The organism is Curtobacterium sp. MCPF17_011 (assembly GCF_003234145.1).
Taxonomy (GTDB): domain Bacteria; phylum Actinomycetota; class Actinomycetes; order Actinomycetales; family Microbacteriaceae; genus Curtobacterium.
The window spans coordinates 51,288-71,394 of record NZ_QKSK01000008.1 but is presented as its reverse complement, the minus strand read 5'-3'; the positions used below and the strand labels follow the sequence as shown (position 1 = coordinate 71,394).

Sequence of the window (20,107 nt, the reverse complement as noted above, 5' to 3'; positions counted from 1 at the left end):
GGCGTCAGGGGTGCGGTGTCGCGTCCACGGTCCCGTCGGGCGGCGGCAGGATGTCGGCCGCGATCCACGGGAAGACCCACGTGAAGAGCACGAAGACGATGGCGACGAGGAGCACGAGGAGCTCCAACACCTTCACGGCGGTGGGGCCGGGCAGCACGCGCCAGACGAGGGGGAAGATCACTTGGCGGCCTCCGTCAGTTCCTTCGGCGTGCCGTCGGACGCCTGCATCCAGTAGTCCATCTTCGCGTGCACGACGTACCGCTGGGCGGCGGACCACATCGGGTGGCAGGCGGTGAGGGTGAGCCAGCGGTCCTCGGCGGAGGGTTCCACGCCGGGCTTGTTCGGGACCGGTGCGATCGTCTCGATGTGGTCGGGCGTGACGATCTGACTGTCGGTGACCTTGTAGACGTACCAGACGTCGAACTTGGTCTTCGCGTCCGTGACCCGGACGACGATGGGATCGCCGGACTTCAGGTCGGCGATCTGGTTCAGGGGCTTGCCGTAGGTGACGCGGTGGCCGGCGACGGCGAAGTTGCCCTCGGCGCCGGGCATCGCGGTGTCCTGGTAGTGGCCGAGGCCGATGGTGTTGAGGACCTGTTCGCGGTCGGTGCCCTCACCGATGGGCCGGTTGTAGTCGGTGCCGAAGCGCGGGATCTGCATCGTCCCGAACACCGTGGAGAGCCCCGGCGGTTCGCTGAGCACGGGGGCTGCGTCACGGCGCTCGGTGCCGACGACCTTCTTCGTTTCCTGCTGGTCGAGCGTCTGCACGAGCTTCGTCTGCTCGTTCACCGCGACGACGTCGGTCCACCACGCGGTCCAGATCACGTAGAGCCCGGTCCCGGCACCCGCGATGATCAGGAGCTCGGCGAGCAGGGCGACGAGCGTCCCGCCGACGGTCTGGCGTGGACGCCGACGTCGGGGCTGTCCGGTGCCGTCGTCGTCGCGGGCATCGCGCCGCGACGGCAGCGTGTCGTGAGAGGTCACAGGGGCTCCGGATCGATGAGGTCGGCGCAGTAGGTCTATCAGACCACGACGACGGCGTGCTGCGGGCACCTTCCACAACTCCGTCCGGCATCGGCGTCTGATCCACGGCGGGATGCTCGGTACCGTTGCGCAGATGGAGTCCGTCATCCGTCCGTTCCGCCCCGCCGACACCGAGGCCGTCGTCGCGCTCTGGGAGGCCTGCGGCCTGGTCCGTCCGTGGAACGACCCACGCCGTGACATCGCGCGGAAGGCCACCGTGCAGCCCGAGCTGTTCCTGGTGGCGACCGACCGGGAGGCCGTGGTCGCCGCCGGCATGGCCGGTTTCGACGGGCACCGGGGCTGGGTCAACTACCTGGCGGTGTCGCCGGACCGGCAGGGCAGCGGACTCGGTCGGCGACTGATGGGCGAGTTCGAGCGGCTGCTCACCGACCTCGGCTGCCCCAAGCTCAACCTGCAGGTGCGCGCCGGGAACGAGCGGGTGATCGCGTTCTACGAGTCGCTGGGGTACGCCGACGACCACACCGTGTCGCTGGGCAAACGCCTGATCCGCGACGACCTGGCCTGAGCCGATCCGCAGGCGGACGGTCAGGCGGGATCGCGCGGAACCGGTCCGTCAGGACAGCGCGAGCCCGACCGACGCCGCGAACGCCAGCCCGATCCCCGTGGTCTGCAGTGCGGTGAGCCGTTCGCGGAGCACGATGCCGGCGAGCACCACCGTGCCGATCGGGTACAGCGCGTTGAGGACGCTGATCACCGGCAGCGTCGAGGGGTCGTCGCTCGAGTGCAGCCCCGCCTGGATGAACACGTTCGCCATCGCGTCGAGCACACCGCACCCGACGAGCACGAGCACCAGGGCACGCGGAGGTCGTACCCGACCGGCCGCGGGGCGGACGTCGGTGGTCGTCGTGACGGCGGGCGAGCCTCCCTTCCGGATCCACAGCGTGACCAGCGCCGCCGTGCCGAGCAGCACCACCTGCAGCGTCCGCGCGACCAGCAGGGTGGCGACGCCGGAGTCCGCGGGTGCGGCGTCGTAGCCGAGGACGACACCGCCGAAGCCGCACCCGGCCACCGCAGCGGTGACCACACCGCGGAGGGTGAGTCGAGCGCCTCCCGGATCGGGCACGGCCGCGACGAGCGCCACCGCGACCACCGCCACGACGAGCGCGACCACCCCGAGCGGTGACAGCACGGTGCCTCGGAACAGGGCGACGACGACCGGGACGACCGCGGAGAACACGGCGGTGAGCGGGGACAGCACGCTCATCGGTCCGATCGCGAGCGCCGCGTAGAGGAGGAGCACGCCGACCCCGCCGGAGACCCCGGCCACCACGCCGGCGACCGTGGCCGGTCCGGAGAACCGCCCGCCGAGGACCGCGAAGCCGACCAGCAGCGGCACCAGGCCGACCAGGGCCGCGACGGCCGCGACGGTCACGGGTCGGACCCGGCGCGACGCGAGCCCACCGAGGAAGTCGGCGGCGCCGTAGACGAGGGCGCCGCCGAGGCCGAGCAAGACGGTGATCACGGGTCCCATCCTGCCCGCACCGGTACTCTGCACGGCGTGAGCGTTCCCTACCACCGGTTGCCCCGTGTCGATGCGAACTGGCGGTGGTGGCGGCCACTGGTCGCGGTGGCGGTGTTCCTCGGCTTCTACCTGGCGTCGCAGTTCGTCATCGCGATCGCGTACTTCGTGCCGATCGGCGCGCAGCGCGGACAGGCCGGGCTCACCGACCTGACGGAGAAGCTGTCCGCCGGCGCGCTCGACCCGACCGATCCGCTGGTCCTGTCGCTGACGCTGGTGTCGCTCGTGGTGCTCCTGCCGGCGGTCATGCTGTCCGCGAAGATCGCCCGACTCGGTCCGTACGGGCTCCTGTCGTCGGTGCGCACCAGGATCCGTTGGGGATGGCTCGGCTGGTGCCTGCTGCCCCTCCTGGTGCTCGCGATCGTGATGTTCGCGGTCCAGGGCCTCGGGTACCTGGCGTTCGATGGCGGCCTGCACTGGAACACCGCTGAACTCGGGCAGTCGACCGTGACGCTGCAGACGCTGACCCTGACGATCCTGCTGGTGGTCCTGCTCGTGCCGTTCCAGGCCGCGGCCGAGGAGTACGTCTTCCGCGGGTTCCTCATGCAGACGATCGGCTCCTGGATCCCGGTCCGCGCCGTCGGCGCGGTCGTCGCGGTCGCGGTGTCGACCGTGCTGTTCGCCGTCCTGCACGTGCCGAACGGCTACAACATCTGGGGCATCCTCGACGTCGGCTCGTTCGGCCTGGTCGCCGCGATCATCGTGCTGCGGACCGGGGGGCTCGAGGCGACGGTCCTCCAGCACGCACTCAACAACATCATGATCTTCGTGCTGCAGGCGCCAGGGTGGTCGAAGGTGGACCTCACCGGCGAGGGGGCGCAGGGCACGTGGCAGGGCTTCGTCGTGACGCTCGCGACCTCGGTCGGGTACTGGGGGCTCGTCGAGCTGATGGCGCACTGGCGGCGGCTGGACCGCCGGTTCCCGGGTCAGGAGGCGCCGCGGTTCCGCGGGCGCACGCCGCTCTGGGCGGGTGGCCGCCAGTGGCTCCGGCCGGGAGGCGCGGGCTGGTCGATCGCGCCCGCCCGCAGCGACGAGACGGGCACGTCCGGCGACCCGGTGCTGGCGGGTGTCGGTGCGCCTGTGGAGAAGTCCGGTGGTGTCGGCCCGCGGCCGTAGGCTCCTTGCATGAGTTCGACTGGTGTCGCTGTGCCCGGCGTCGAGTCGGCAGGCTCCCGGTCTGCTGCCCTCGACGTGCTCCACCGGGTGTGGGGGTACGACGCGTTCCGCGGCGAACAGGCCCGGATCATCGACCGCGTGGTCGCCGGCGGCGACGCCCTCGTCCTCATGCCGACCGGTGGCGGCAAGTCCCTCTGCTACCAGGTCCCGTCCCTCGTCCGCGACGGCATCGGGGTGGTCGTCTCGCCGCTGATCGCCCTCATGCAGGACCAGGTCGACGCCCTCGCCGCCAACGGTGTCCGGGCCGCCTTCCTCAACTCCACGCAGGCTCCGGACGAGCGTGCCCGGGTCGAGCGTGACGTCGTCACCGGCCAGGTCGACATGCTCTACCTGGCTCCCGAGCGACTGAAGATCGAGTCCACCCGCTCCCTGCTCGACCGGGCCCGGATAGCACTCTTCGCGATCGACGAAGCGCACTGTGTGGCGCAGTGGGGGCACGACTTCCGTCCGGACTACCTGGAACTCAGCGTGCTCCACGAGCGCTGGCCGGACGTCCCCCGGATCGCCCTGACGGCGACGGCGACCCCGCAGACCCACCGCGAGATCTCCGCCCGGCTCGGACTCGACGACGCCGCGCACTTCGTCGCCGACTTCGACCGACCGAACATCCAGTACCGGATCGAGCCGAAGACCGGGGCGCTGCAGCAGCTCCTGACCTTCATCCGCACCGAGCACAGCGGTGACGCGGGCATCGTCTACTGCCTGTCCCGCAACTCGGTCGAACGGACCGCCGCCGCGCTCGTGCAGCAGGGCATTGCCGCGCTGCCGTACCACGCCGGTCTCGACGCCCGGGTGCGCGAGCGCAACCAGGCGCAGTTCCTCCGCGAGGACGGCATCGTCATGGTCGCCACGATCGCGTTCGGCATGGGCATCGACAAGCCCGACGTCCGCTTCGTCGCGCACCTCGACATGCCGAAGTCGGTGGAGGGCTACTACCAGGAGACCGGACGTGCCGGGCGCGACGGCCTGCCCGCCACCGCGTGGCTGGCGTACGGACTGAACGACGTCGTGCAGCAGCGGCGGATGATCGACCAGTCCGAGGGCGACGCCGCACACCGCCGGCAGCTCAGCGCGCACCTCGACGCCATGCTCGCGCTCTGCGAGACGATCGAGTGCCGTCGAGTGCGCCTGCTCGCGTACTTCGGGCAGGAGTCGTCCGCGTGCGGCAACTGCGACACGTGCCTGGCCCCGCCAGAGTCGTGGGACGGCACGGTGCCCGCGCAGAAGCTGCTCTCGACCATCGTGCGGCTCGACCGTGAGCGTGGGCAGCGCTACGGCGTCGCCCACCTGGTGGACATCCTCACCGGCAAGCAGTCGCCCCGCGTGACCGAGCTCGGACACGACTCCCTCGCGACGTTCGGGATCGGCCAGGACCTGTCCGACGCCGACTGGAAGGCCGTCGCCCGGCAGCTGCTCGCGCAGGGGTACGTCGCCGTGTCCGGTGACGGGTACGGCACGCTCGTCCTCAGCCCGACGAGCGCCGAGGTCCTGGCCGGACGGGTCGAGGTCCGGATGCGCCGCGACCCGGTGAAGGCCCCGCGTGCCGGTCGGAGTCGGCGCTCTGCCGTGGTGTCGGACATGCCGCAGGAAGCCATGCCGCTCTTCGAGTCCCTGCGGCAGTGGCGTGCCGGGCAGGCCCGCGAGCAGGGGGTGCCCGCGTACGTGGTGTTCAACGACGCCACCCTGCGCGGGATCGCCGCCGTGAAGCCGTCCGACCTCGACGAACTGTCCGAGATCTCCGGCGTCGGTGCGGCGAAGCTCGAGTCCTACGGTCGGGCCGTCCTGGACGTCGTGGCGGCCATGGTCTGACCCATGCCGCTCGGGGCATGCTGCCCCCGGGCCCGTCGTTACACTCGGGAACTCCCGTCCGACAGGAGGCCGTGTGACCGGTTCGACGAAGTCCGCCACCGTGCTCGGGCGCGCCGTGGTGGCGCCCCTCGCACGACTGCTGTGGCGGCCTGAGGTGGTCGGCCGGAAGAACGTCCCGAAGCGCGGTCCGGTGATCCTCGCGAGCAACCACCGGTCCTTCGTCGACTCGCCGACGATCACGCTGCTGGCGCCACGGAAGGTGTCGTTCCTCGCGAAGCAGGAGTACTTCACCGGGACGGGCTTCCGGGGTGCGCTCTCGCGGGCGTTCTTCTCGGGGATCGGCGCGATCGGCGTCGAGCGGGGCGCGGGAGCCGCAGCGCAGCAGGCCCTCGACCTCGGTCTCGCCCGTCTCCAGGCGGGTGAGGCGTTCGCGATCTACCCCGAGGGCACCCGGTCGCTCGACGGTCGTCTCTACAAGGGGCGGACCGGTGTCGCCTGGCTCGCCCTGACGAGCGGAGCCCCGGTCGTCCCGGTCGCGCTCACCGGGACCGAGGACGTGCAGCCAGTCGGGTCGCGCCTGCCCAGGCTCGCTCGGGTGCGGATCGAGTTCGGCGAGCCGATCGACCTCTCCGGCTTCGGTGCCGCGACCTCGGGTCGCGCACGGCGGCAGGCGACCGACGCGGTGACCGCGGCGATCCAGGCCCTCAGCGGACAGGAGCCTGCCGGCGTGTACAACGAGCCGCCGGCGACCATCGTCGAGCGGGTGAAGCGGATGCTGCAGCACGACGACCGCGGGGACGGGCAGCCCGACTGAGAGCGCTATTGCGGATGTGAAATACAAATACTATGCTCGATCCGGCTCGTCCGGATCAGCATCGGCGGGTCACCCGAACTCCTCCAGGGAAAGGCCCACCATGTCCTCGACGCCCCTCTTCGACGCGATCGCCCGGCGGAGCGAGCGCTCCGGACCAGCACCGACCGCTCGTCTGGACGCTCCCGCCGGCCTCACCATGGCGAGCGCTGCCGTGTCGGTCGCCAGCACGCCCGCATCACCGCTCGACGCCCCCGCTCCGGAGCCGGCCGAGGCTCCGGAGGCTCCCGTCGCCCCCGCCGCTGCCGTCGTCCCCGCTGACCTCGTGGAGGTCATCGACGGGATCCCCGCCAGCCTCCGAGCCTCGCTCGCACGCGAGCACGTCGTCTGCCGCGAGCAGCTCCCCCTGGTCGAGGCGGTCGTCGACGCTGTCACCCGCGCGGTGGTCGACGCCGTCGCGGTCGAGGTCGAGCGGATCGTCGCCACCGGTGTCGTCCGGGTCTGATCGGGCGTTCCGCGACGTGTCCTCGACCGGGTCGACGTCCCTGGCCAGCCCGACGTCACTGGCCAGCCCGACGTCCCTGGCCAGCCCGACGTCCCCGATCCAGTACGGATCCCGCCGAGCACGTCGGGCTGCCGAAGAGGCCGCTCAGGTCGCCGCCGCCCGGGGTGGGTCGCTCCGCGCCGCCCGGTCCTCCGTGGTCCGGCTGTCCGGCTCGGCCGTGACCCGGCGACCGCTCCGGCCACGTGTCTCGCTCACCGTCGCCCTCGTCCACGCCTCGGCCGTCTCCGCCGTGCAGGACGTCCGTGACCACTGGTGGGGGCGGCGCAGGCTGGCGGTGACGTCGGTCGCGATCACGACCTGTCTGCTCGTCACGGAGGCAGCCCCGCAGTCGGCCGTCGCCGCGCCGACCGTGGTGGTCGTACCGGCTCCGCGGTCCCAGGACTTCCGCGTGGTCGGCACCTCGCCGGACGCCCTGACGCGTTCGGACTTCACCGTCGTCGGACGGACCACGGACGGGGTGGTCCTCACCCGACTGCCCGGGTCCACCCAGGCGGCGGCCCGCCCGGTCGCCGGCACCATCCCGTCGGCGGGGAACTTCGGTGGGCGGAACGTCGCCGGCTGTGTTGCCTGCTCCACGAGGCACCAGGGCACCGACTTCGCCGCGGCGACCGGGACGCCCGTGTTCGCGGTGATGTCCGGCACGGTCGTGTCCGCGGGGGTGCTGGGCGGCTACGGCAACCAGGTGCTGCTCCGACACCCGGACGGCACCGAGACCCGCTACGGACACCTGTCGGTCATCGGTGTGCGACCCGGGCAGTCGGTCAGCGTGGGGGAACACCTCGGCGCAGTGGGCAGCACCGGGGTCTCCACCGGACCACACCTGCACTTCGAGGTGATCCTCGGCGGCCACCCGGTCGACCCGGAGCCGTGGCTCTCCGCACGGGGGCTCCTCCGCTGACACTCCTCCTGCACGGACGGGGGTCAGGCCGCCGTCGTCCACGACCTGGCCGGCGCTGCGCCAGCACCCCGGGGAGCCGCGTACCGTCGAGTTCGTCGTGGCAGGGAGCCACACGGTGAGGAGACCACGGTGCGCGTGTCGGTGTTGGGAACCGGAGCGATGGGAGCAGGCGTCGCACAGTCGCTGCTCCGTGCTGGGCACGACGTCACGGTGTGGAACCGGACCGAGGAGCGTGCACGGCCGCTCGCCGAGTCCGGGGCAGCGGTGGCCGCCGACGCTGCCGACGCCGTGTCGCAGGCACAGGTCGTCCTGCTGACCCTGTTCGACACCGACGCGGTGGTCGACGTCCTCGAGCACGCTGCCGGGGACGCTCCGCAGGACGCCGTGTGGGTGCAGGCGTCGACCATCGGTGTCGCCGGCACCGAGACCGTCGTGCAGCTCGCCCAGAAGTACGGCATCACCCTGGTCGAGGCGATGATGCTCGGCACCAAGGCACCGGCAGAGCAGGGCAAGCTGACCATGCTCGTCGCCGGTGCGGACGACCCGGTTTCGGTCGTCGAGCCGGTGCTGGATGCCGTCAGTGCCAAGGTCGTCCGTGCCGGGGACCAGGTCGGTCAGGGCACGGCGTTGAAGCTGGCCGCGAACGCCTGGATCGCCTCGATCACCGCCGCGACCGGTCAGTCGTTGGCGATCGCCCGCGCGCTCGGGCTCGACCCGCAGCTGTTCCTCGACGCGATCGACGGCTCCGCCAGCGACTCGGCCTACGCCCACACCAAGGGCGCGGCCATGATCTCGGGGGAGTTCCCGGCACAGTTCGCGCTCGACGGCCTCCGGAAGGACATCGGCCTGATCACCGACGCCGCGCGCGACTCGGACGTCGACACGACCCTGCTGGACGCCCTCGGCCGGGTCTACGCGGACGCCAGCGCTGCCGGGCACGGCGGCGACGACATTGCGGCGGTCGGCACCGCGTTCTGACCGCTCGTCAGGACCGGCGGAACACGTCCCGAAGGCGACGAGCGAACCGGCTGACCGACTCGTCGTTCAGCGTGTTCGCCAGGTCGAAGGCCTCCCGAGTGGGGTCGGCCCCGTCGCGGATCCGCCGGAGTGCAGCGTCCGCACGCGCGCGTGCGTCGAGTTCGGAGGCGGGCATGTCGTCCTCGGGCTCGCGCATCGTGTCAGCGTACGCCGGGCGCTCGGTCAGTACTCGTCGCCGTCGGTCTCGTCGACCGCGCCGGCCATCTGCTGCAGGAACGCGACGACGACGGCCATGTCCTCGGGCGGCAGGTGCTGCGCGACCTCGACGGCGCGGGAGTCCAGGTCACCGATCACGGCGAGTGCCCGGCGCATCGACTTGCCCGTCGCGGTGAGGATGACACCCCGACGGTCGGCCGGGTCCGCGTGCCGCTCGACGTGACCGGAGCGGACGAGGCGGTCGACGAGCGCCGAGGTGGACGCCGCGGTGATGCCCAGGCGCTCCGCGAGTTCCTTCGAGTTGACCGTGCGCCCCGAGGTCTCGGCGTCGACGAGCACCCGCAGGGCCGTCAACGCGTTCTCACCGATCCCGAGTTCTTCACGCACGCGACGCTGGGCTGAGCTCTCGGCAGTGCGGTAGCGACGCAGGGCGTTCAACACGTCCACTGCGTCGACCCGGGAGTCCTCGCCGTACCAGAACCCCGGGGCTGCTGTCGTCACCTCGGAAGTCATACGGGCAATGCTAGACGCTCTAGTTAGTTTGTCTAGCGAGCGTGATGCGTTGCACGCTCAGCGTCCAGGGAGTCATCAGACGGTGTCCCCCGCAACACCGGTGACGCGGCTCGGAAACACCCCGGCAACGAGCCGTCAGTAGGTTCAGCGCATGCAGGTGTCGCCGTGCTGAACCGACTCGCCAGGAGCGTCCACAGTGTCGGGGGCGCGGTCGAGCGGACGGATGTCGTCGCGCGCCTGCTCGACGTGCACCTGGCCCGGCGGGATCCCTCGACCGACGACGACCCGGGGCTCGGTCGGGACCTCCGGGCGGTGGTCGGTGCGGCGGTGATGCCGGACACGGACCTCAGCCCCTCGGCGACCCTCGACGCCCTGGCCCTGGACCGCCACGAACCGGCCTCGATCGCTGCAGCCGTCGCCGTCGCTCGGGACGACGCCCGTCGTGCCCGGGATGTCGTGTCCACCGAGTTGTGGGACTGCCTCAACACGACGCGCTCCCGGCTGCCCCGCAAGGTCGTCGGCGAGAAGGCGCACGAGTTCCTCGGCTGGGTGCGCGAGCGCAGCGCCCTGGCGGTCGGCGTGGTCGACGGGGACGTCAGCCGCGACGAGGTGTGGGAGTTCTTCACGCTCGGCCGGTCGCTGACCCGGCTGACCGTGACCGCGCGGATGCTCGCCTCGGACCTGCTCGACCCCGGATCGGCGACCTCCTGGTCCACCGCGCTGCGGGCCTGCGGAGCGGGCGAGGCCTTCCACCGGGAGTTCCGGCACGGCAGCACCACCGCGGATGCGGCCACGTTCCTCCTGCTCGACGAGCACAGCCCCCGGTCGCTGCTGTTCCTGGCCCGTCGCAGTGAGGGGTGCCTGGACGACCTGGTCGGGGTGCACCTGGCGGCGGAGGTCCGGGCGTTCGGCGAGGCACGTGCCGAACTCGAGACGGTGACGCCGGAGACCGCGGTGGACGCTGCACGGTCGGCGGGCTCCCGGCTGGCGGCAGCGGCGATGACGATCACGGCTGCGCTCGACCGCCGGGTGTTCACCGCGCCCGAACCGGCGCACTGACGCAGCGGTCACGGTCAGGATCCCCGGAGCCGCCTCGGCTCAGACCGCGCTCGAGCGCTCCACGACCGCTTCGTCGTGCTCCAGGTCACGCCGCACCGCTGCCCGTGCTGCGCGGGTGCCGGGCGCCGGGGTGACCACGGGCAGTGACCGCGTGACGGCCAGGTGCAGGCGGTTGTCAGCGTCGTACCGCAGACGGACGTGTTGGAACCGGACGAGCCACACGAGGGCGACCGCCAGGGCGACGAAGCCCGAGGCGGCGCCGACCCCGATCGCCCAGCGCGGGCCCCAGGCGTCGGCGACCGCGCCGACGATCGGGGCGCCGAGCGGTGTCCCGCCGGCGAAGACCGCCATGTAGAGGGCCATCACGCGGCCGCGCATCGCCGGCGCGGTGGTGGTCTGCACGAGGGCGTTCGCGGTGGTCATGAACGTCAGGGACGCCAGCCCGACGAAGGCGAGCAGGACCGCGAAGGTCCAGTACGTCGGTGCGACGGCCGCGGCGGTGCAGGCGAGGCCGAACCCGCCGGCCGCGATGGTCAACGTGCGCATCCGTGGGACCTCCCGACGCGCCGAGAGCAGCGCGCCGAGGACCGACCCGACCGCCATCACGGAGTTGAGGAGCCCGAACTCGCCCGCGCCGCGGTGGAACTCGACGCGTGCCATCGTGGAGGTGAAGATCGGGAAGTTCACACCGAACGTCCCGACGACGAAGATCATGCAGAGCACCACGATGATGTCCGGCCGGGTCCGGACGTACCGGAAGCCCGCGACGAGCTGTCCCTTGCCGCGTGGGGGCCGCGCCCGGTCGGCGAGCTGTCGCGGGTCGACGAACCGCAGTGCGAGGAGCACGGCGAGGAACGACCCCGCGTTGATGACGAACACCCAGCCGGACCCGATCGCCGCGATGAGGACACCGGCGACCGCGGGTCCGATGAGCCGGGCGGCGTTGAACGACGCCGAGTTCAACGCGACGGCGTTCGAGACCTGCTCGCCCGTCACGACGTCGGAGACGAATGCCTGGCGGACCGGGGTGTCGAACGCGGCGACCACGCCGAGTGCGAGCGCGAACCCGTAGAGGGACCAGAGCGTCGCGGTGTCGGTCAGGACCATCACGGCGAGCCCGAGGCCGAGCAACCCCATCAGCCCCTGCGTGAGCATGAGCATCCGGCGTCGGTCGAAGCGGTCGGCGACCAGGCCGGTCCAGGGCAGCAGGACCAGCTGTGGACCGAACTGCAGCGCCATGGTGACCCCGACGGCCACGGCGTCGTCGTGGGTCAGCTGGGTGAGGACGAGCCAGTCCTGGGCGGTGCGCTGCATCCACGTGCCGATGTTCGACACGAGGGCACCGGCGAACCAGATGCGGTAGTTGCGTCCCGAGAGGGACCGGAACATGGCACTCACTGGGCGGCGAGCCTCCGGAGGATGTCGGTGGCGGCGGTGAGCGTCTTCCGTTCCGCCGGGGTGAGGGCAGCGAGACGCGGGGTGAGCCAGCCGTCGCGTCGCTGCCGGGTCTCGACGACCAGGCCGTCGCCGTCGGCGGTCGGGCAGAGCAGGACCTTCCGGCGGTCGTCGCCGTGGTCGTCCTTGGTGAGCAGGCCGCGGTCGATCAGTGCGGTGACGGTCTTCGTCATCGAGGGCGGGGTGACGCCCTCGTGACGACTGAGGTCGGCGAGGGTCATCGCGCCCTCGCGGTGCAGCAGGGCGAGCGCGGAGAACTGGGCATCGCTGACGGTCGTGTCGGCCTTCTGCGCCCGCAGTGTCCGCGACAACCGGTTCACGGCGATCCGGACGTCGCTGGCGAGAGAGGGATCGGGCGATCGGCGACGACGGGTCGTGGTGGGGAGCGGGTCGATGACGGTCACGAGTCATCAGCCTAACTCATTAGTTCAGCGAACGAATCATCCTGACCCGACCACGCGGAGATCCGCGGTCCGACGTCCGCTCGACCCCTGGCGTGACGGGCGTACAGCGGGGCTCTGGGCAACGGGTGTCGTCCAATCGACACGGGCAGGAAGGCACGGGAGGAGCAGGACGGATGAACGGGTTCGAGGGGCAAGGTCGCCATCGTCACCGGTGGTGGCAGCAGCATCGGCGAGTCGATCGCGAAGGAGCTCGCGGCGGCGGGAGCCTCCGTCGTCGTCACGGACATCAGGCAGGGGACCGCCGAGCGAGTCGCCGCCGAGATCGAGCAGGCCGGTGGCACCGCAGCCGCCGTCGCCGCCGACTCGGCGATCGCCGCGGACAACGAGCGCGCGGTCCGGTTCGCCGTCGACACCTACGGGGCACTGCACCTCGCCGTCGACAACGCCGGCATCGGCGCCGCGCCGCAGCCCATCGGCGAGTACGACGTCGAGGCGTGGGACCGCGTCCGCGCCGTCGACCTCGACGGTGTCTTCTCCGGGCTGCGCTACGAGATCCCCGCGATCCTCGCGGCGGGTGGCGGCGCGATCGTGAACATGTCGTCGGTGCTCGACTCCGTCGGCATCGCGGACAACGCCGCCTCCGTGGCGTCGAAGCACGCCCTCGTCGGCCTCACCAAGGTCGCCGCGCTCGAGTACACCGCCAAGGGTGTCCGCACGAACGCGGTCGGCCCGGGCTTCATCGACACCCCGCTCGTCCGCTCCTCGCTGAGCGGCGACGAGCTCGCCGGGCTCGAGGCGCAGCACGCCGCCGGACGCCTCGGCACCGACGCCGAGGTCGCCGCGCTCGTCCTGTTCCTGCTCAGCGACCAGGCGTCGTTCATCAGCGGCAGCTACCACCTGGTCGACGGCGGGTACTCCGCGCACTGACCCGCGCACCCGCGCGACGCGGGGACCGGACGGGAGGCCCGGCGGACGTGAGCAGACCCGCTCACGTCCGCCGGGCCTCCCGTCCGTCATCCGGTCGACCCGGTCGGCCTACCGCGTCAGGACCGCGTCGCGCGGGAGCAGCGCGTGCACACCCCAGGTGCGGTTCGCGATCTGGGTGACGCGCATGCTCACCGCGACGCTCGCCATGCCGAGCGCCTCGGCGCGTGTGATGCCGTACGAGCCGGCGACCCAGTCGACCATCCGGTCGAGGGCCGTCGTGGTCGCGGCGTTGAGGTCCGCGTCGAACCCGAACGTGATGCGTCCCGCAGGGGTGTCGGCGTGGATGCCCGCGACCGGTACGTCGTCCAGCAGCGTCAGCGTCATCGTGGTCGTCATGCCGCACTCGACCGCGGTGCCGGAGACCTCGCCGTCACCCTGTGCCGCGTGGCCGTCACCGAGCGAGAGCAGCGCCTCCGGGACCTTCACCGGCAGGTACAGGGTGGCTCCGGCGACGAGCTCGCGACAGTCGATGTTCCCGCCACCGAGGGGTCGCGGCGGGATCGTGGAGTGCTCGCCCGTGGCCTCCGGTGGGAGCCCGACGAGGCCGAGGAACGGGGCCGTCCGCACGCCGAGCCCGAGTTGGTTGTGTGCGGTGCCAGCGGTCGGGTCGACGTCCCACAGGAGCGGGCCGCGCGTCGACGGGTCGGCCAGGCCGAGGGCGCGGTTGAGCGGGGTGTCGACGCCGCCCGAGCCGGTGTAGCCCCAGTCGTCCGGCACCAGGTCGTCGAACCGGATCGCGAGCACCTGACCGGGCCGTGCACCGGCGACCGCGATCGGACCGAGCAGGCAGTGGCCGCGGCGGGAGGGGATGAGCGTCGGGACCTCGACCCCCGGCGCCGGCAGGCGTTCGGTGTAGCCGGCGGCGCTGAGGGTGTGCACCGTGACGGTGTCGCCCGGAGCGACGGTCAGCACCGGTCTGCGTTCGGCGGTGAGCACGTCGACGGCGGTGTCGGGAGTGGTGTCGATGCGGTGGTGGGTCACCCGGCGATCATCGCAGGCGCGGCCCCGGGCGGGCGGCGCCGGCGCGGCGTCTCGGACGGGTACCGGCGCTCAGTGGAACTGCGGGATCGTCATCCAGATGCCGGTGAGGACGGCCGCGATGCACACCGCGAAGCACACGCCCGCGCCGAGGTACGCCGCCGGCGGGGTCGTGCCGGAGCGCGGTGTCTCCTCGGAGTACTGCGTGCGCTCGCCGCCGGAGTCGGCGGGCTGGCCGGTCCCGAGCAGCCGCAGTCCGAGCGTGTAGAGCAGCACCACGCCGACGGCGGCGACGAAGCCGACCCCCGCGACGGTGCCGATGGCGGTGAAGTCGATGCTCATCGGTTCCTCCCTCGGTTCCCGGCGGCCACGGGCTCGCGCTCCGTGGTGCCCTCGTGGACGTCGTCCGCACTGATCGGCTTGCGGCGGGCCAGCACGAAGAAGGTCAGCCCGCCGACCAGGGCGAGCAGCGCCACGACGACCAGGCCGATCGACGAGGTGGAGGCCAACCAGGTGGCGAGACCGCCCACGACGGCGGCGGACGGCAGTGTGATGACCCAGGCGATCACGATCTTGCCGACGACGCCCCAGTGCACGTCCGCCAGCTTCTTGCCGAGGCCCGAGCCGATGACCGACCCGCTCGTCACGTGCGTGGTCGAGAGCGCGAAGCCGAGGTGCGAGGACACCAGGATCGTCGCGGCCGAGCTCGTCTCCGCCGCAAAGCCCTGCGGCGACTGCACGTCGGAGATCTTCTTGCCGACGGTCTGCATGATCCGCCAGCCGCCCATGTACGTGCCGAGGGCGATCGCGAGCCCACAGGCCAGGATGACCCAGAGCTCCGGGCCGGTGCTCGGCCCCTGGTAGCCCGCGGCGATCAGGGTCAGCGTGATGACGCCCATCGTCTTCTGCGCGTCGTTCGTCCCGTGCGCGAGCGACACCAGCGACGCCGAGATCGTCTGCCCGTGCCGGAAGCCCGTCGCGGCACCGTGCGTCGTGGCGTTCTTCGTCAGCCGGTAGGCCACGAAGGTGGCGACGAGGGCGATCACGCCCGCGATGACGGGGGAGAGCAGCGCCGGCAGCACGACCTTCGAGACCACCGTGGCCCAGTCGACCGACTGCAGCCCGGCACCGATGATCGACGCTCCGATCAGCCCACCGAACAGCGCGTGCGTGGACGACGACGGCAGGCCGAAGTACCACGTCGCCAGGTTCCAGAGCACGGCGCCGACGAGCCCCGCGAAGATCATCGTCGGCGAGATGTGGATGCCGTCCTGGCCCTCGCGGATGATCCCCTGCGAGACGGTCTTCGCGACCTCGGTGGAGAGGAACGCGCCGACCAGGTTGAGCACGGCGGAGATGAGGACGGCGGTGCGGGGCTTGAGGGCACCCGTGGCCACCGAGGTGGCCATGGCGTTCGCAGTGTCGTGGAACCCGTTCGTGAAGTCGAACACGAGGGCCACCACGATCACCAACACGACGGTGACGAGGACGTCCATGCGCGAGACGCTAGGCCCGCGGACGAGCGGCCGCGTGAACGCCGGGTGAACAGGTGCGCGGTCTGTCAGGATGCTGCCGTGCCCACGTTCTCCGCTGCCCGAGGCGACTCCTCGTTCACCGACGCCCACGGTGTCGAGATCGTCTACTCGACGTGGCGCGCGGGCAAGCCGAAGGGCATCGTGCAGATCGCTCACGGCGTCGGTGAGCACGGCCTCCGGTACGAGCCCCTCGCACAGGACCTCGTCCGAGCCGGGTGGACCGTGCACGCGAACGACCACCGCGGGCACGGGCGGACCGGCCTGGCGCAGTGGGACGGCGACCACGGCGAACTCGGGCGGCTCGGGCCCGGCGGCCTCCGCGCCGCGATCGCGGCCGTCGAGCAGATGACCGCGGTGGCGAAGACCGACGACCCCGGTCTGCCCGTCGTGCTGCTCGGCCACTCGTGGGGGTCCCTGATGGCGCAGCGGATCGTGAACACCTCGTCCGAGCAGTACGCCGGCGTGGTCCTGTCGGCCAGCGCCCTCCGCCTGCCCGGACTGATGAACGGCGGGGACCTGAACCGGCGGCACGCAGCCTCCGGTCCGACGAAGCACGAGTGGCTCACCCGAGACCGAGCGGTCATCGAGGCCGTCGGTCTCGACCCGCTGGCCGTCGAGGCGGACGTCCTCGGCCTCTTCGGCCTGCCCGACACCTTGCGGCTGCTCGGGCTGCCCCGTCGGCGGATCCCGCACGACCTGCCGATGCTGCTGCAGGTCGGGTCCGAGGACTCCCTCGGCGGGCCCCGTTCCGTCGAGCTGCTCGCCCGGACCTACCGGCGGCGCGGACGGCTCTCCGACGTCACCGTCCTCGTCTACGAGGGAGCGCGGCACGAGGTCTACAACGAGACGAACCGCGACGAGGTGGTCGTGGACCTCGTCGCCTGGCTCGACCGAGTCGTCGCGGGGCGCTGACCGGCGGCGCGACAGCAGGACGGCACGACAGCAGGACGGCACGACAGCACGACGGCACGAGATGACCACACTGGGGGAGTACATGTACCGAGCGCGCCATGAACGGCCGACGCGGCCGACCGCCACCGTCCGCCGGAGTCCGTGGGGCGCGGCCGCCCTGACGTCCGCCGCTGCGGGCATCACGGCCCTGGGCGTCCGGATCCTGTCCGCCACCGCGTTCTACGGCGACGCGGACCTCGTCCGGATCGGCACGGGCTCCTTCACGGTCGTCCTCGGCATCGGTCTGGTCCTGCTCGGCGTCCGGTCACTCCGCTCGCGCGTCCGGGTTTTCCCCGACCGACTCGAGGCCCGGTCCGGATTCGCACCCACGCATGTCGTCCGGCCGGGGGAGATCGTGCGCATCGAACCGCGGTTGTCGGGTCACGTCGGCGTCAGCGGGGTCACCGACGGCCAGGGCTCCTTCCTCGCGGGGCGGTTCGACCGCCACTACGACGTCCTCGCTGACTGGCTGTCGATGAACGCGACCAGACCGTGGGCGGAGTACCAGGACCTGCTCGGCAAGCTCACGCACCAGACCCGGCCCCGGGTCGTCCGGGGGACGCTCACCGGGCTGCTGCTCTTCGTCGTCATGGTGCCGGCGCTGGAGCTCTTCCCGGCCCTGCTGTCCCTCTCGGCGTACGACGACGCGCACCCACAGGACCGCACGTGTTCGGTCACGTCGGCGGAGGGGAGCACCATCTCCAGCCGCTCCACCAGGGGGATCGGGTCGTCGCACCCGGCCGTGACGTTCACGACGCGTGACTGCGGCCCGCTCGTGATGCGTGACGGCGTGGACAGCGACTCCCGCGACGTGATCGCCCGTCGGTACGACCGTGCCCCCGGCGAGTACACGTTCACGCTCGGCGGTGGTTCGCTGTGGCTGCAGGAGCACCTGCCCTGGTTCCCCGTCCAGCCCGGCGTCGACGCGGTCCGCCCGGCGCGCTGACGTCCACGCGCGTCCTCGCCGCCGTGGCGGGCGCTGCCTGGCTGCCGCTGTCCTGTCTCGCACGGGACGACCCTGTTCGGGGAACCATCGGCCGGCCGGGACCGGGGGGAACCGCCCACGAACGACGGGGACCCCGGCCTGTTGGGGGGAACAGACCGGGGCCGGACCACTCGACCAATTGGGGGGAACGGGTCGAGCGGCGACGCCCGAGGCTCGAGGGGGGTCGCACCCCGGGCGTGATGACGACGCTACGCCCGCGCACCCACAGCGGCAACTCGGTTCGCTCTCAGGTGATCGGGTCGCGCCCGTCGGCCCCGACCGCGGACGGGAGGCCCGGTGCGGGGCCGCAACGGGCCTCCCGGCATAGGGTGGCGGCATGCACGGTGAGTACAAGGTCCCCGGAGGCAAGCTCGTCGTCGTCGACCTGGAGGTCGTCGACGGCAGGATCGACCGGTTCCGGTTGGCGGGTGACTTCTTCCTCGAACCGGACGACGCGCTCCCGCTGATCGACCAGGCGGTGGACGGCCTGCGGGCCGACACCGACGCGGCCGGGATCGCGGCCGCCGTGCGACACGCGCTGCCCGACGACGCCGTCCTGCTCGGCTTCACGCCCGAGTCCGTCGGGGTCGCCGTCCGCCGAGCCCTGTCGCGGGCATCGTCGTGGCGGGACTACGAGTGGCAGGTCGTCCACGAGGGCGCGATCAGCCCGAACGAGCACCTGGCGCTCGACCAGGTCCTCACCGAGGAGGTCGGCGCCGGACGCCGGGGGCCGACCCTGCGGATCTGGGAGTGGGACCAACCGGCCGTCGTCATCGGGTCGTTCCAGTCGCTGAAGAACGAGGTGGACCCGGCAGGCGCCGAGAAGTACGGCGTGCAGGTCGTCCGCCGCATCTCCGGCGGCGGTGCGATGTTCATGGACGCCGGCGCGATCATCTCGTACTCGCTCTACGTGCCGACCGAGCTCGTGCAGGGGATGACCTTCGCCGACTCGTACGCGTACCTCGACGAGTGGGTGATCGAGGCGCTGAAGTCACTCGGCATCGAGGCGTACTACCAGCCGCTCAACGACATCACCTCGGCCAAGGGCAAGATCGGCGGTGCCGCGCAGAAGCGCCTGGGCACCGGGTCGCTGCTGCACCACGCCACCATGAGCTACGACATGGACGGCGAGAAGATGGTGGAGGTGCTGCGCATCGGTCGCGAGAAGATGAGCGACAAGGGGACGACGAGCGCCGCGAAGCGTGTCGATCCGCTGCGGTCCCAGACCGGCCTGAGCCGCGCGGAGATCATCCACCGACTCGTCGGCACCTTCACGAAGCTCTACGGGGCGACCGAGGGGCACGTCACCGACGCCGAGCGGCAGAAGGCGCAGGAGCTCGTGGCGACGAAGTTCTCGACGCGGGAGTGGCTCGAGCGGGTGCCATGAGCGCGGCGCCCGCGAGGGGTGGGTCCGGGCTGGGCGACACAGCTCGCGCCCCGGTACCCCCGCACGGTCGCTGTGCGCGAGTCTCGACGCGTGCGGATCGCGAGGATCAGCCGCGCGGCGGATGTCCTCCGTCGATCGGCCACGTAACGTCACTGCCGTGAACTGGTTGATCTTCCTGGGGGCGGTGGCCGCTGCGGTCGTCGTGGTGTGGATCGCCGACCGTCTGGGCTGGATCGACCTGTCGAACAAGTCCACACGCGGGGGCGGGTCCGGTGGCGTGGTGTCGATGATGGACGAGGTCTTCGCGCCCACCCGTCACGAGACGCAGGCCGAGTACGAGCGACAGGCGCGCCTCCCGCGCGAAGCGCCGACGCCGTCGCGCGACGACCACGACCTGCTCAGCGGGACCGTGCTCATCCGGGTGCCCTCGAGTCGGGCCGGCAGCGGCACGCACCGGGCGGGGACGCACGACCGGTCGTACTGACCACCGCGCGCCTCCGACCGGGCGGGTCAGCGCGTGGTGAGGTCCTGGTGGTCCGGGTGCCGTTCGAGCCACGCGGCGACGTAGCTGCACTCGGCGACGACGCGACGGTCGGAGTTCGCGCGCACGTCGTCTAGCGCGTGCTCGACGAGGATCGAGGCGTGGCCGCCGCCGCGGTGCTCCGGGTCGACCTCGGTGTGGACGAAGTGGATCGCGTCGCCGTCGATCTCGTAGGCGGCGAGGCCGATGACGTCGCCGTCCACGACGAGGGAGTACTGGTTCTGGTCGGTGTCGTTGCGGACTTCGAGACTCATCCTCCGGACGCTACGCCGGACACCTTCCACGGAACGCAACGT

Annotated in this window: 24 protein-coding genes; 13 read left to right on the top strand and 11 right to left on the bottom strand. The window is 71.7% G+C overall.

The features are described from left to right. Positions 1–4: 4 nt before the first annotated feature. Both DEJ25_RS16735 and DEJ25_RS11455 read right to left on the bottom strand, forming a co-directional pair. The gene (locus DEJ25_RS16735; protein ID WP_181421606.1) at positions 5–181 is read right to left on the bottom strand and encodes a hypothetical protein; all 177 of its coding nucleotides are present in this window, start codon (positions 179–181) and stop codon (positions 5–7) included. Then, a complete protein-coding gene (locus tag DEJ25_RS11455) occupies positions 178–984 on the bottom strand; it encodes a class E sortase (protein ID WP_258366151.1) in 807 nt (268 codons plus the stop codon). Before DEJ25_RS11455 ends, DEJ25_RS16735 begins: the two co-directional genes overlap by 4 nt. A 133-nt stretch (positions 985–1,117) precedes the next feature. Between DEJ25_RS11455 and DEJ25_RS11450 the strand changes: the two genes are divergently transcribed. Next, a complete protein-coding gene (locus DEJ25_RS11450; protein WP_111044748.1) occupies positions 1,118–1,549 on the top strand; it encodes a GNAT family acetyltransferase in 432 nt (143 codons plus the stop codon). Positions 1,550–1,597: 48 nt separating this feature from the next. On the opposite strand, the gene DEJ25_RS11445 is transcribed toward DEJ25_RS11450, so the two are convergent. Further along, positions 1,598–2,506 (bottom strand): EamA family transporter, encoded by a 909-nt coding sequence (locus DEJ25_RS11445; RefSeq protein WP_111044747.1) that lies wholly within the window; start codon positions 2,504–2,506, stop codon positions 1,598–1,600. 36 nt (positions 2,507–2,542) lie between these two features. Here DEJ25_RS11445 and DEJ25_RS11440 point away from each other — a divergent pair, with 36 nt between their 5' ends. The 6 genes from DEJ25_RS11440 to DEJ25_RS11415 all read left to right on the top strand — a co-directional run bounded on the left by DEJ25_RS11440 (position 2,543) and on the right by DEJ25_RS11415 (position 8,800). After that, positions 2,543–3,679, top strand: coding sequence for a CPBP family intramembrane glutamic endopeptidase (locus DEJ25_RS11440; protein WP_146240673.1), 1,137 nt, complete (start codon positions 2,543–2,545; stop codon positions 3,677–3,679). A 9-nt stretch (positions 3,680–3,688) separates the two neighbouring features. Further along, on the top strand, positions 3,689–5,548 hold the full coding sequence (gene recQ, locus DEJ25_RS11435; protein WP_111044745.1) for a DNA helicase RecQ: 1,860 nt from the start codon (positions 3,689–3,691) through the stop codon (positions 5,546–5,548). A 73-nt stretch (positions 5,549–5,621) separates the two neighbouring features. Next, the gene (locus tag DEJ25_RS11430) at positions 5,622–6,362 is read left to right on the top strand and encodes a 1-acyl-sn-glycerol-3-phosphate acyltransferase (protein ID WP_111044744.1); all 741 of its coding nucleotides are present in this window, start codon (positions 5,622–5,624) and stop codon (positions 6,360–6,362) included. Between the two features lie 100 nt (positions 6,363–6,462). Then, on the top strand, positions 6,463–6,864 hold the full coding sequence (locus DEJ25_RS17045; RefSeq protein WP_110904090.1) for a hypothetical protein: 402 nt from the start codon (positions 6,463–6,465) through the stop codon (positions 6,862–6,864). Then, a complete protein-coding gene (locus DEJ25_RS11420; protein ID WP_258366479.1) occupies positions 6,848–7,822 on the top strand; it encodes a M23 family metallopeptidase in 975 nt (324 codons plus the stop codon). Before DEJ25_RS17045 ends, DEJ25_RS11420 begins: the two co-directional genes overlap by 17 nt. Positions 7,823–7,867: 45 nt before the next feature. Next, entirely contained in the window at positions 7,868–8,800 is a 933-nt protein-coding gene (locus tag DEJ25_RS11415; RefSeq protein ID WP_375334557.1) for an NAD(P)-dependent oxidoreductase, read from the top strand. Between the two features lie 7 nt (positions 8,801–8,807). Here DEJ25_RS11415 and DEJ25_RS11410 read toward each other — a convergent pair whose 3' ends face one another. Together DEJ25_RS11410 and DEJ25_RS11405 are read right to left on the bottom strand one after the other, a co-directional pair. Next, on the bottom strand, positions 8,808–8,996 hold the full coding sequence (locus DEJ25_RS11410; protein WP_110904091.1) for a hypothetical protein: 189 nt from the start codon (positions 8,994–8,996) through the stop codon (positions 8,808–8,810). Positions 8,997–9,022: 26 nt separating this feature from the next. Beyond that, entirely contained in the window at positions 9,023–9,529 is a 507-nt protein-coding gene (locus DEJ25_RS11405) for a MarR family winged helix-turn-helix transcriptional regulator (protein ID WP_110904092.1), read from the bottom strand. Positions 9,530–9,694: 165 nt separating this feature from the next. On the opposite strand from DEJ25_RS11405, the gene DEJ25_RS11400 reads away from it, so the two are divergent. Beyond that, the gene (locus DEJ25_RS11400; RefSeq protein ID WP_111044743.1) at positions 9,695–10,588 is read left to right on the top strand and encodes an alpha-E domain-containing protein; all 894 of its coding nucleotides are present in this window, start codon (positions 9,695–9,697) and stop codon (positions 10,586–10,588) included. Between the two features lie 39 nt (positions 10,589–10,627). On the opposite strand, the gene DEJ25_RS11395 is transcribed toward DEJ25_RS11400, so the two are convergent. Further along, positions 10,628–11,977, bottom strand: a complete 1,350-nt coding sequence (locus tag DEJ25_RS11395) for an MFS transporter (RefSeq protein WP_111044742.1) — start codon at positions 11,975–11,977, stop codon at positions 10,628–10,630. Positions 11,978–11,982: 5 nt separating this feature from the next. After that, positions 11,983–12,447, bottom strand: a complete 465-nt coding sequence (locus tag DEJ25_RS11390) for a MarR family winged helix-turn-helix transcriptional regulator (RefSeq protein ID WP_111044741.1) — start codon at positions 12,445–12,447, stop codon at positions 11,983–11,985. 201 nt (positions 12,448–12,648) lie between these two features. On the opposite strand from DEJ25_RS11390, the gene DEJ25_RS11385 reads away from it, so the two are divergent. Then, positions 12,649–13,374: an SDR family NAD(P)-dependent oxidoreductase gene (locus DEJ25_RS11385; protein WP_111044740.1), complete on the top strand. Its 726-nt coding sequence runs from the start codon at positions 12,649–12,651 to the stop codon at positions 13,372–13,374. A gap of 108 nt (positions 13,375–13,482) precedes the next feature. On the opposite strand, the gene DEJ25_RS11380 is transcribed toward DEJ25_RS11385, so the two are convergent. The 3 genes from DEJ25_RS11380 to DEJ25_RS11370 all read right to left on the bottom strand — a co-directional run bounded on the left by DEJ25_RS11380 (position 13,483) and on the right by DEJ25_RS11370 (position 15,908). Further along, on the bottom strand, positions 13,483–14,415 hold the full coding sequence (locus DEJ25_RS11380) for an acetamidase/formamidase family protein (RefSeq protein ID WP_111044739.1): 933 nt from the start codon (positions 14,413–14,415) through the stop codon (positions 13,483–13,485). 69 nt (positions 14,416–14,484) lie between these two features. Continuing rightward, positions 14,485–14,754: a hypothetical protein gene (locus tag DEJ25_RS11375; protein WP_110904097.1), complete on the bottom strand. Its 270-nt coding sequence runs from the start codon at positions 14,752–14,754 to the stop codon at positions 14,485–14,487. Then, positions 14,751–15,908, bottom strand: a complete 1,158-nt coding sequence (locus tag DEJ25_RS11370) for an inorganic phosphate transporter (protein ID WP_111044738.1) — start codon at positions 15,906–15,908, stop codon at positions 14,751–14,753. The genes DEJ25_RS11375 and DEJ25_RS11370 overlap by 4 nt, the downstream gene beginning before the upstream one ends. A gap of 78 nt (positions 15,909–15,986) precedes the next feature. Here DEJ25_RS11370 and DEJ25_RS11365 point away from each other — a divergent pair, with 78 nt between their 5' ends. The 4 genes from DEJ25_RS11365 to DEJ25_RS11350 all read left to right on the top strand — a co-directional run bounded on the left by DEJ25_RS11365 (position 15,987) and on the right by DEJ25_RS11350 (position 19,754). After that, positions 15,987–16,859: an alpha/beta hydrolase gene (locus DEJ25_RS11365; protein ID WP_110904099.1), complete on the top strand. Its 873-nt coding sequence runs from the start codon at positions 15,987–15,989 to the stop codon at positions 16,857–16,859. Between the two features lie 61 nt (positions 16,860–16,920). Then, positions 16,921–17,844, top strand: coding sequence for a hypothetical protein (locus DEJ25_RS11360; protein WP_110904100.1), 924 nt, complete (start codon positions 16,921–16,923; stop codon positions 17,842–17,844). 376 nt (positions 17,845–18,220) lie between these two features. After that, positions 18,221–19,270 carry a biotin/lipoate A/B protein ligase family protein gene (locus tag DEJ25_RS11355; protein ID WP_111044737.1) on the top strand — a complete coding sequence of 350 codons (1,050 nt, stop codon included), beginning with the start codon at positions 18,221–18,223 and terminating at the stop codon, positions 19,268–19,270. 157 nt (positions 19,271–19,427) lie between these two features. Further along, positions 19,428–19,754, top strand: coding sequence for a hypothetical protein (locus tag DEJ25_RS11350; RefSeq protein WP_111044736.1), 327 nt, complete (start codon positions 19,428–19,430; stop codon positions 19,752–19,754). Between the two features lie 26 nt (positions 19,755–19,780). On the opposite strand, the gene DEJ25_RS11345 is transcribed toward DEJ25_RS11350, so the two are convergent. Beyond that, complete coding sequence (locus DEJ25_RS11345; RefSeq protein ID WP_111044735.1) at positions 19,781–20,065, bottom strand: GNAT family N-acetyltransferase; 285 nt, start codon at positions 20,063–20,065, stop codon at positions 19,781–19,783. Between the last annotated feature and the right edge of the window lie 42 nt (positions 20,066–20,107).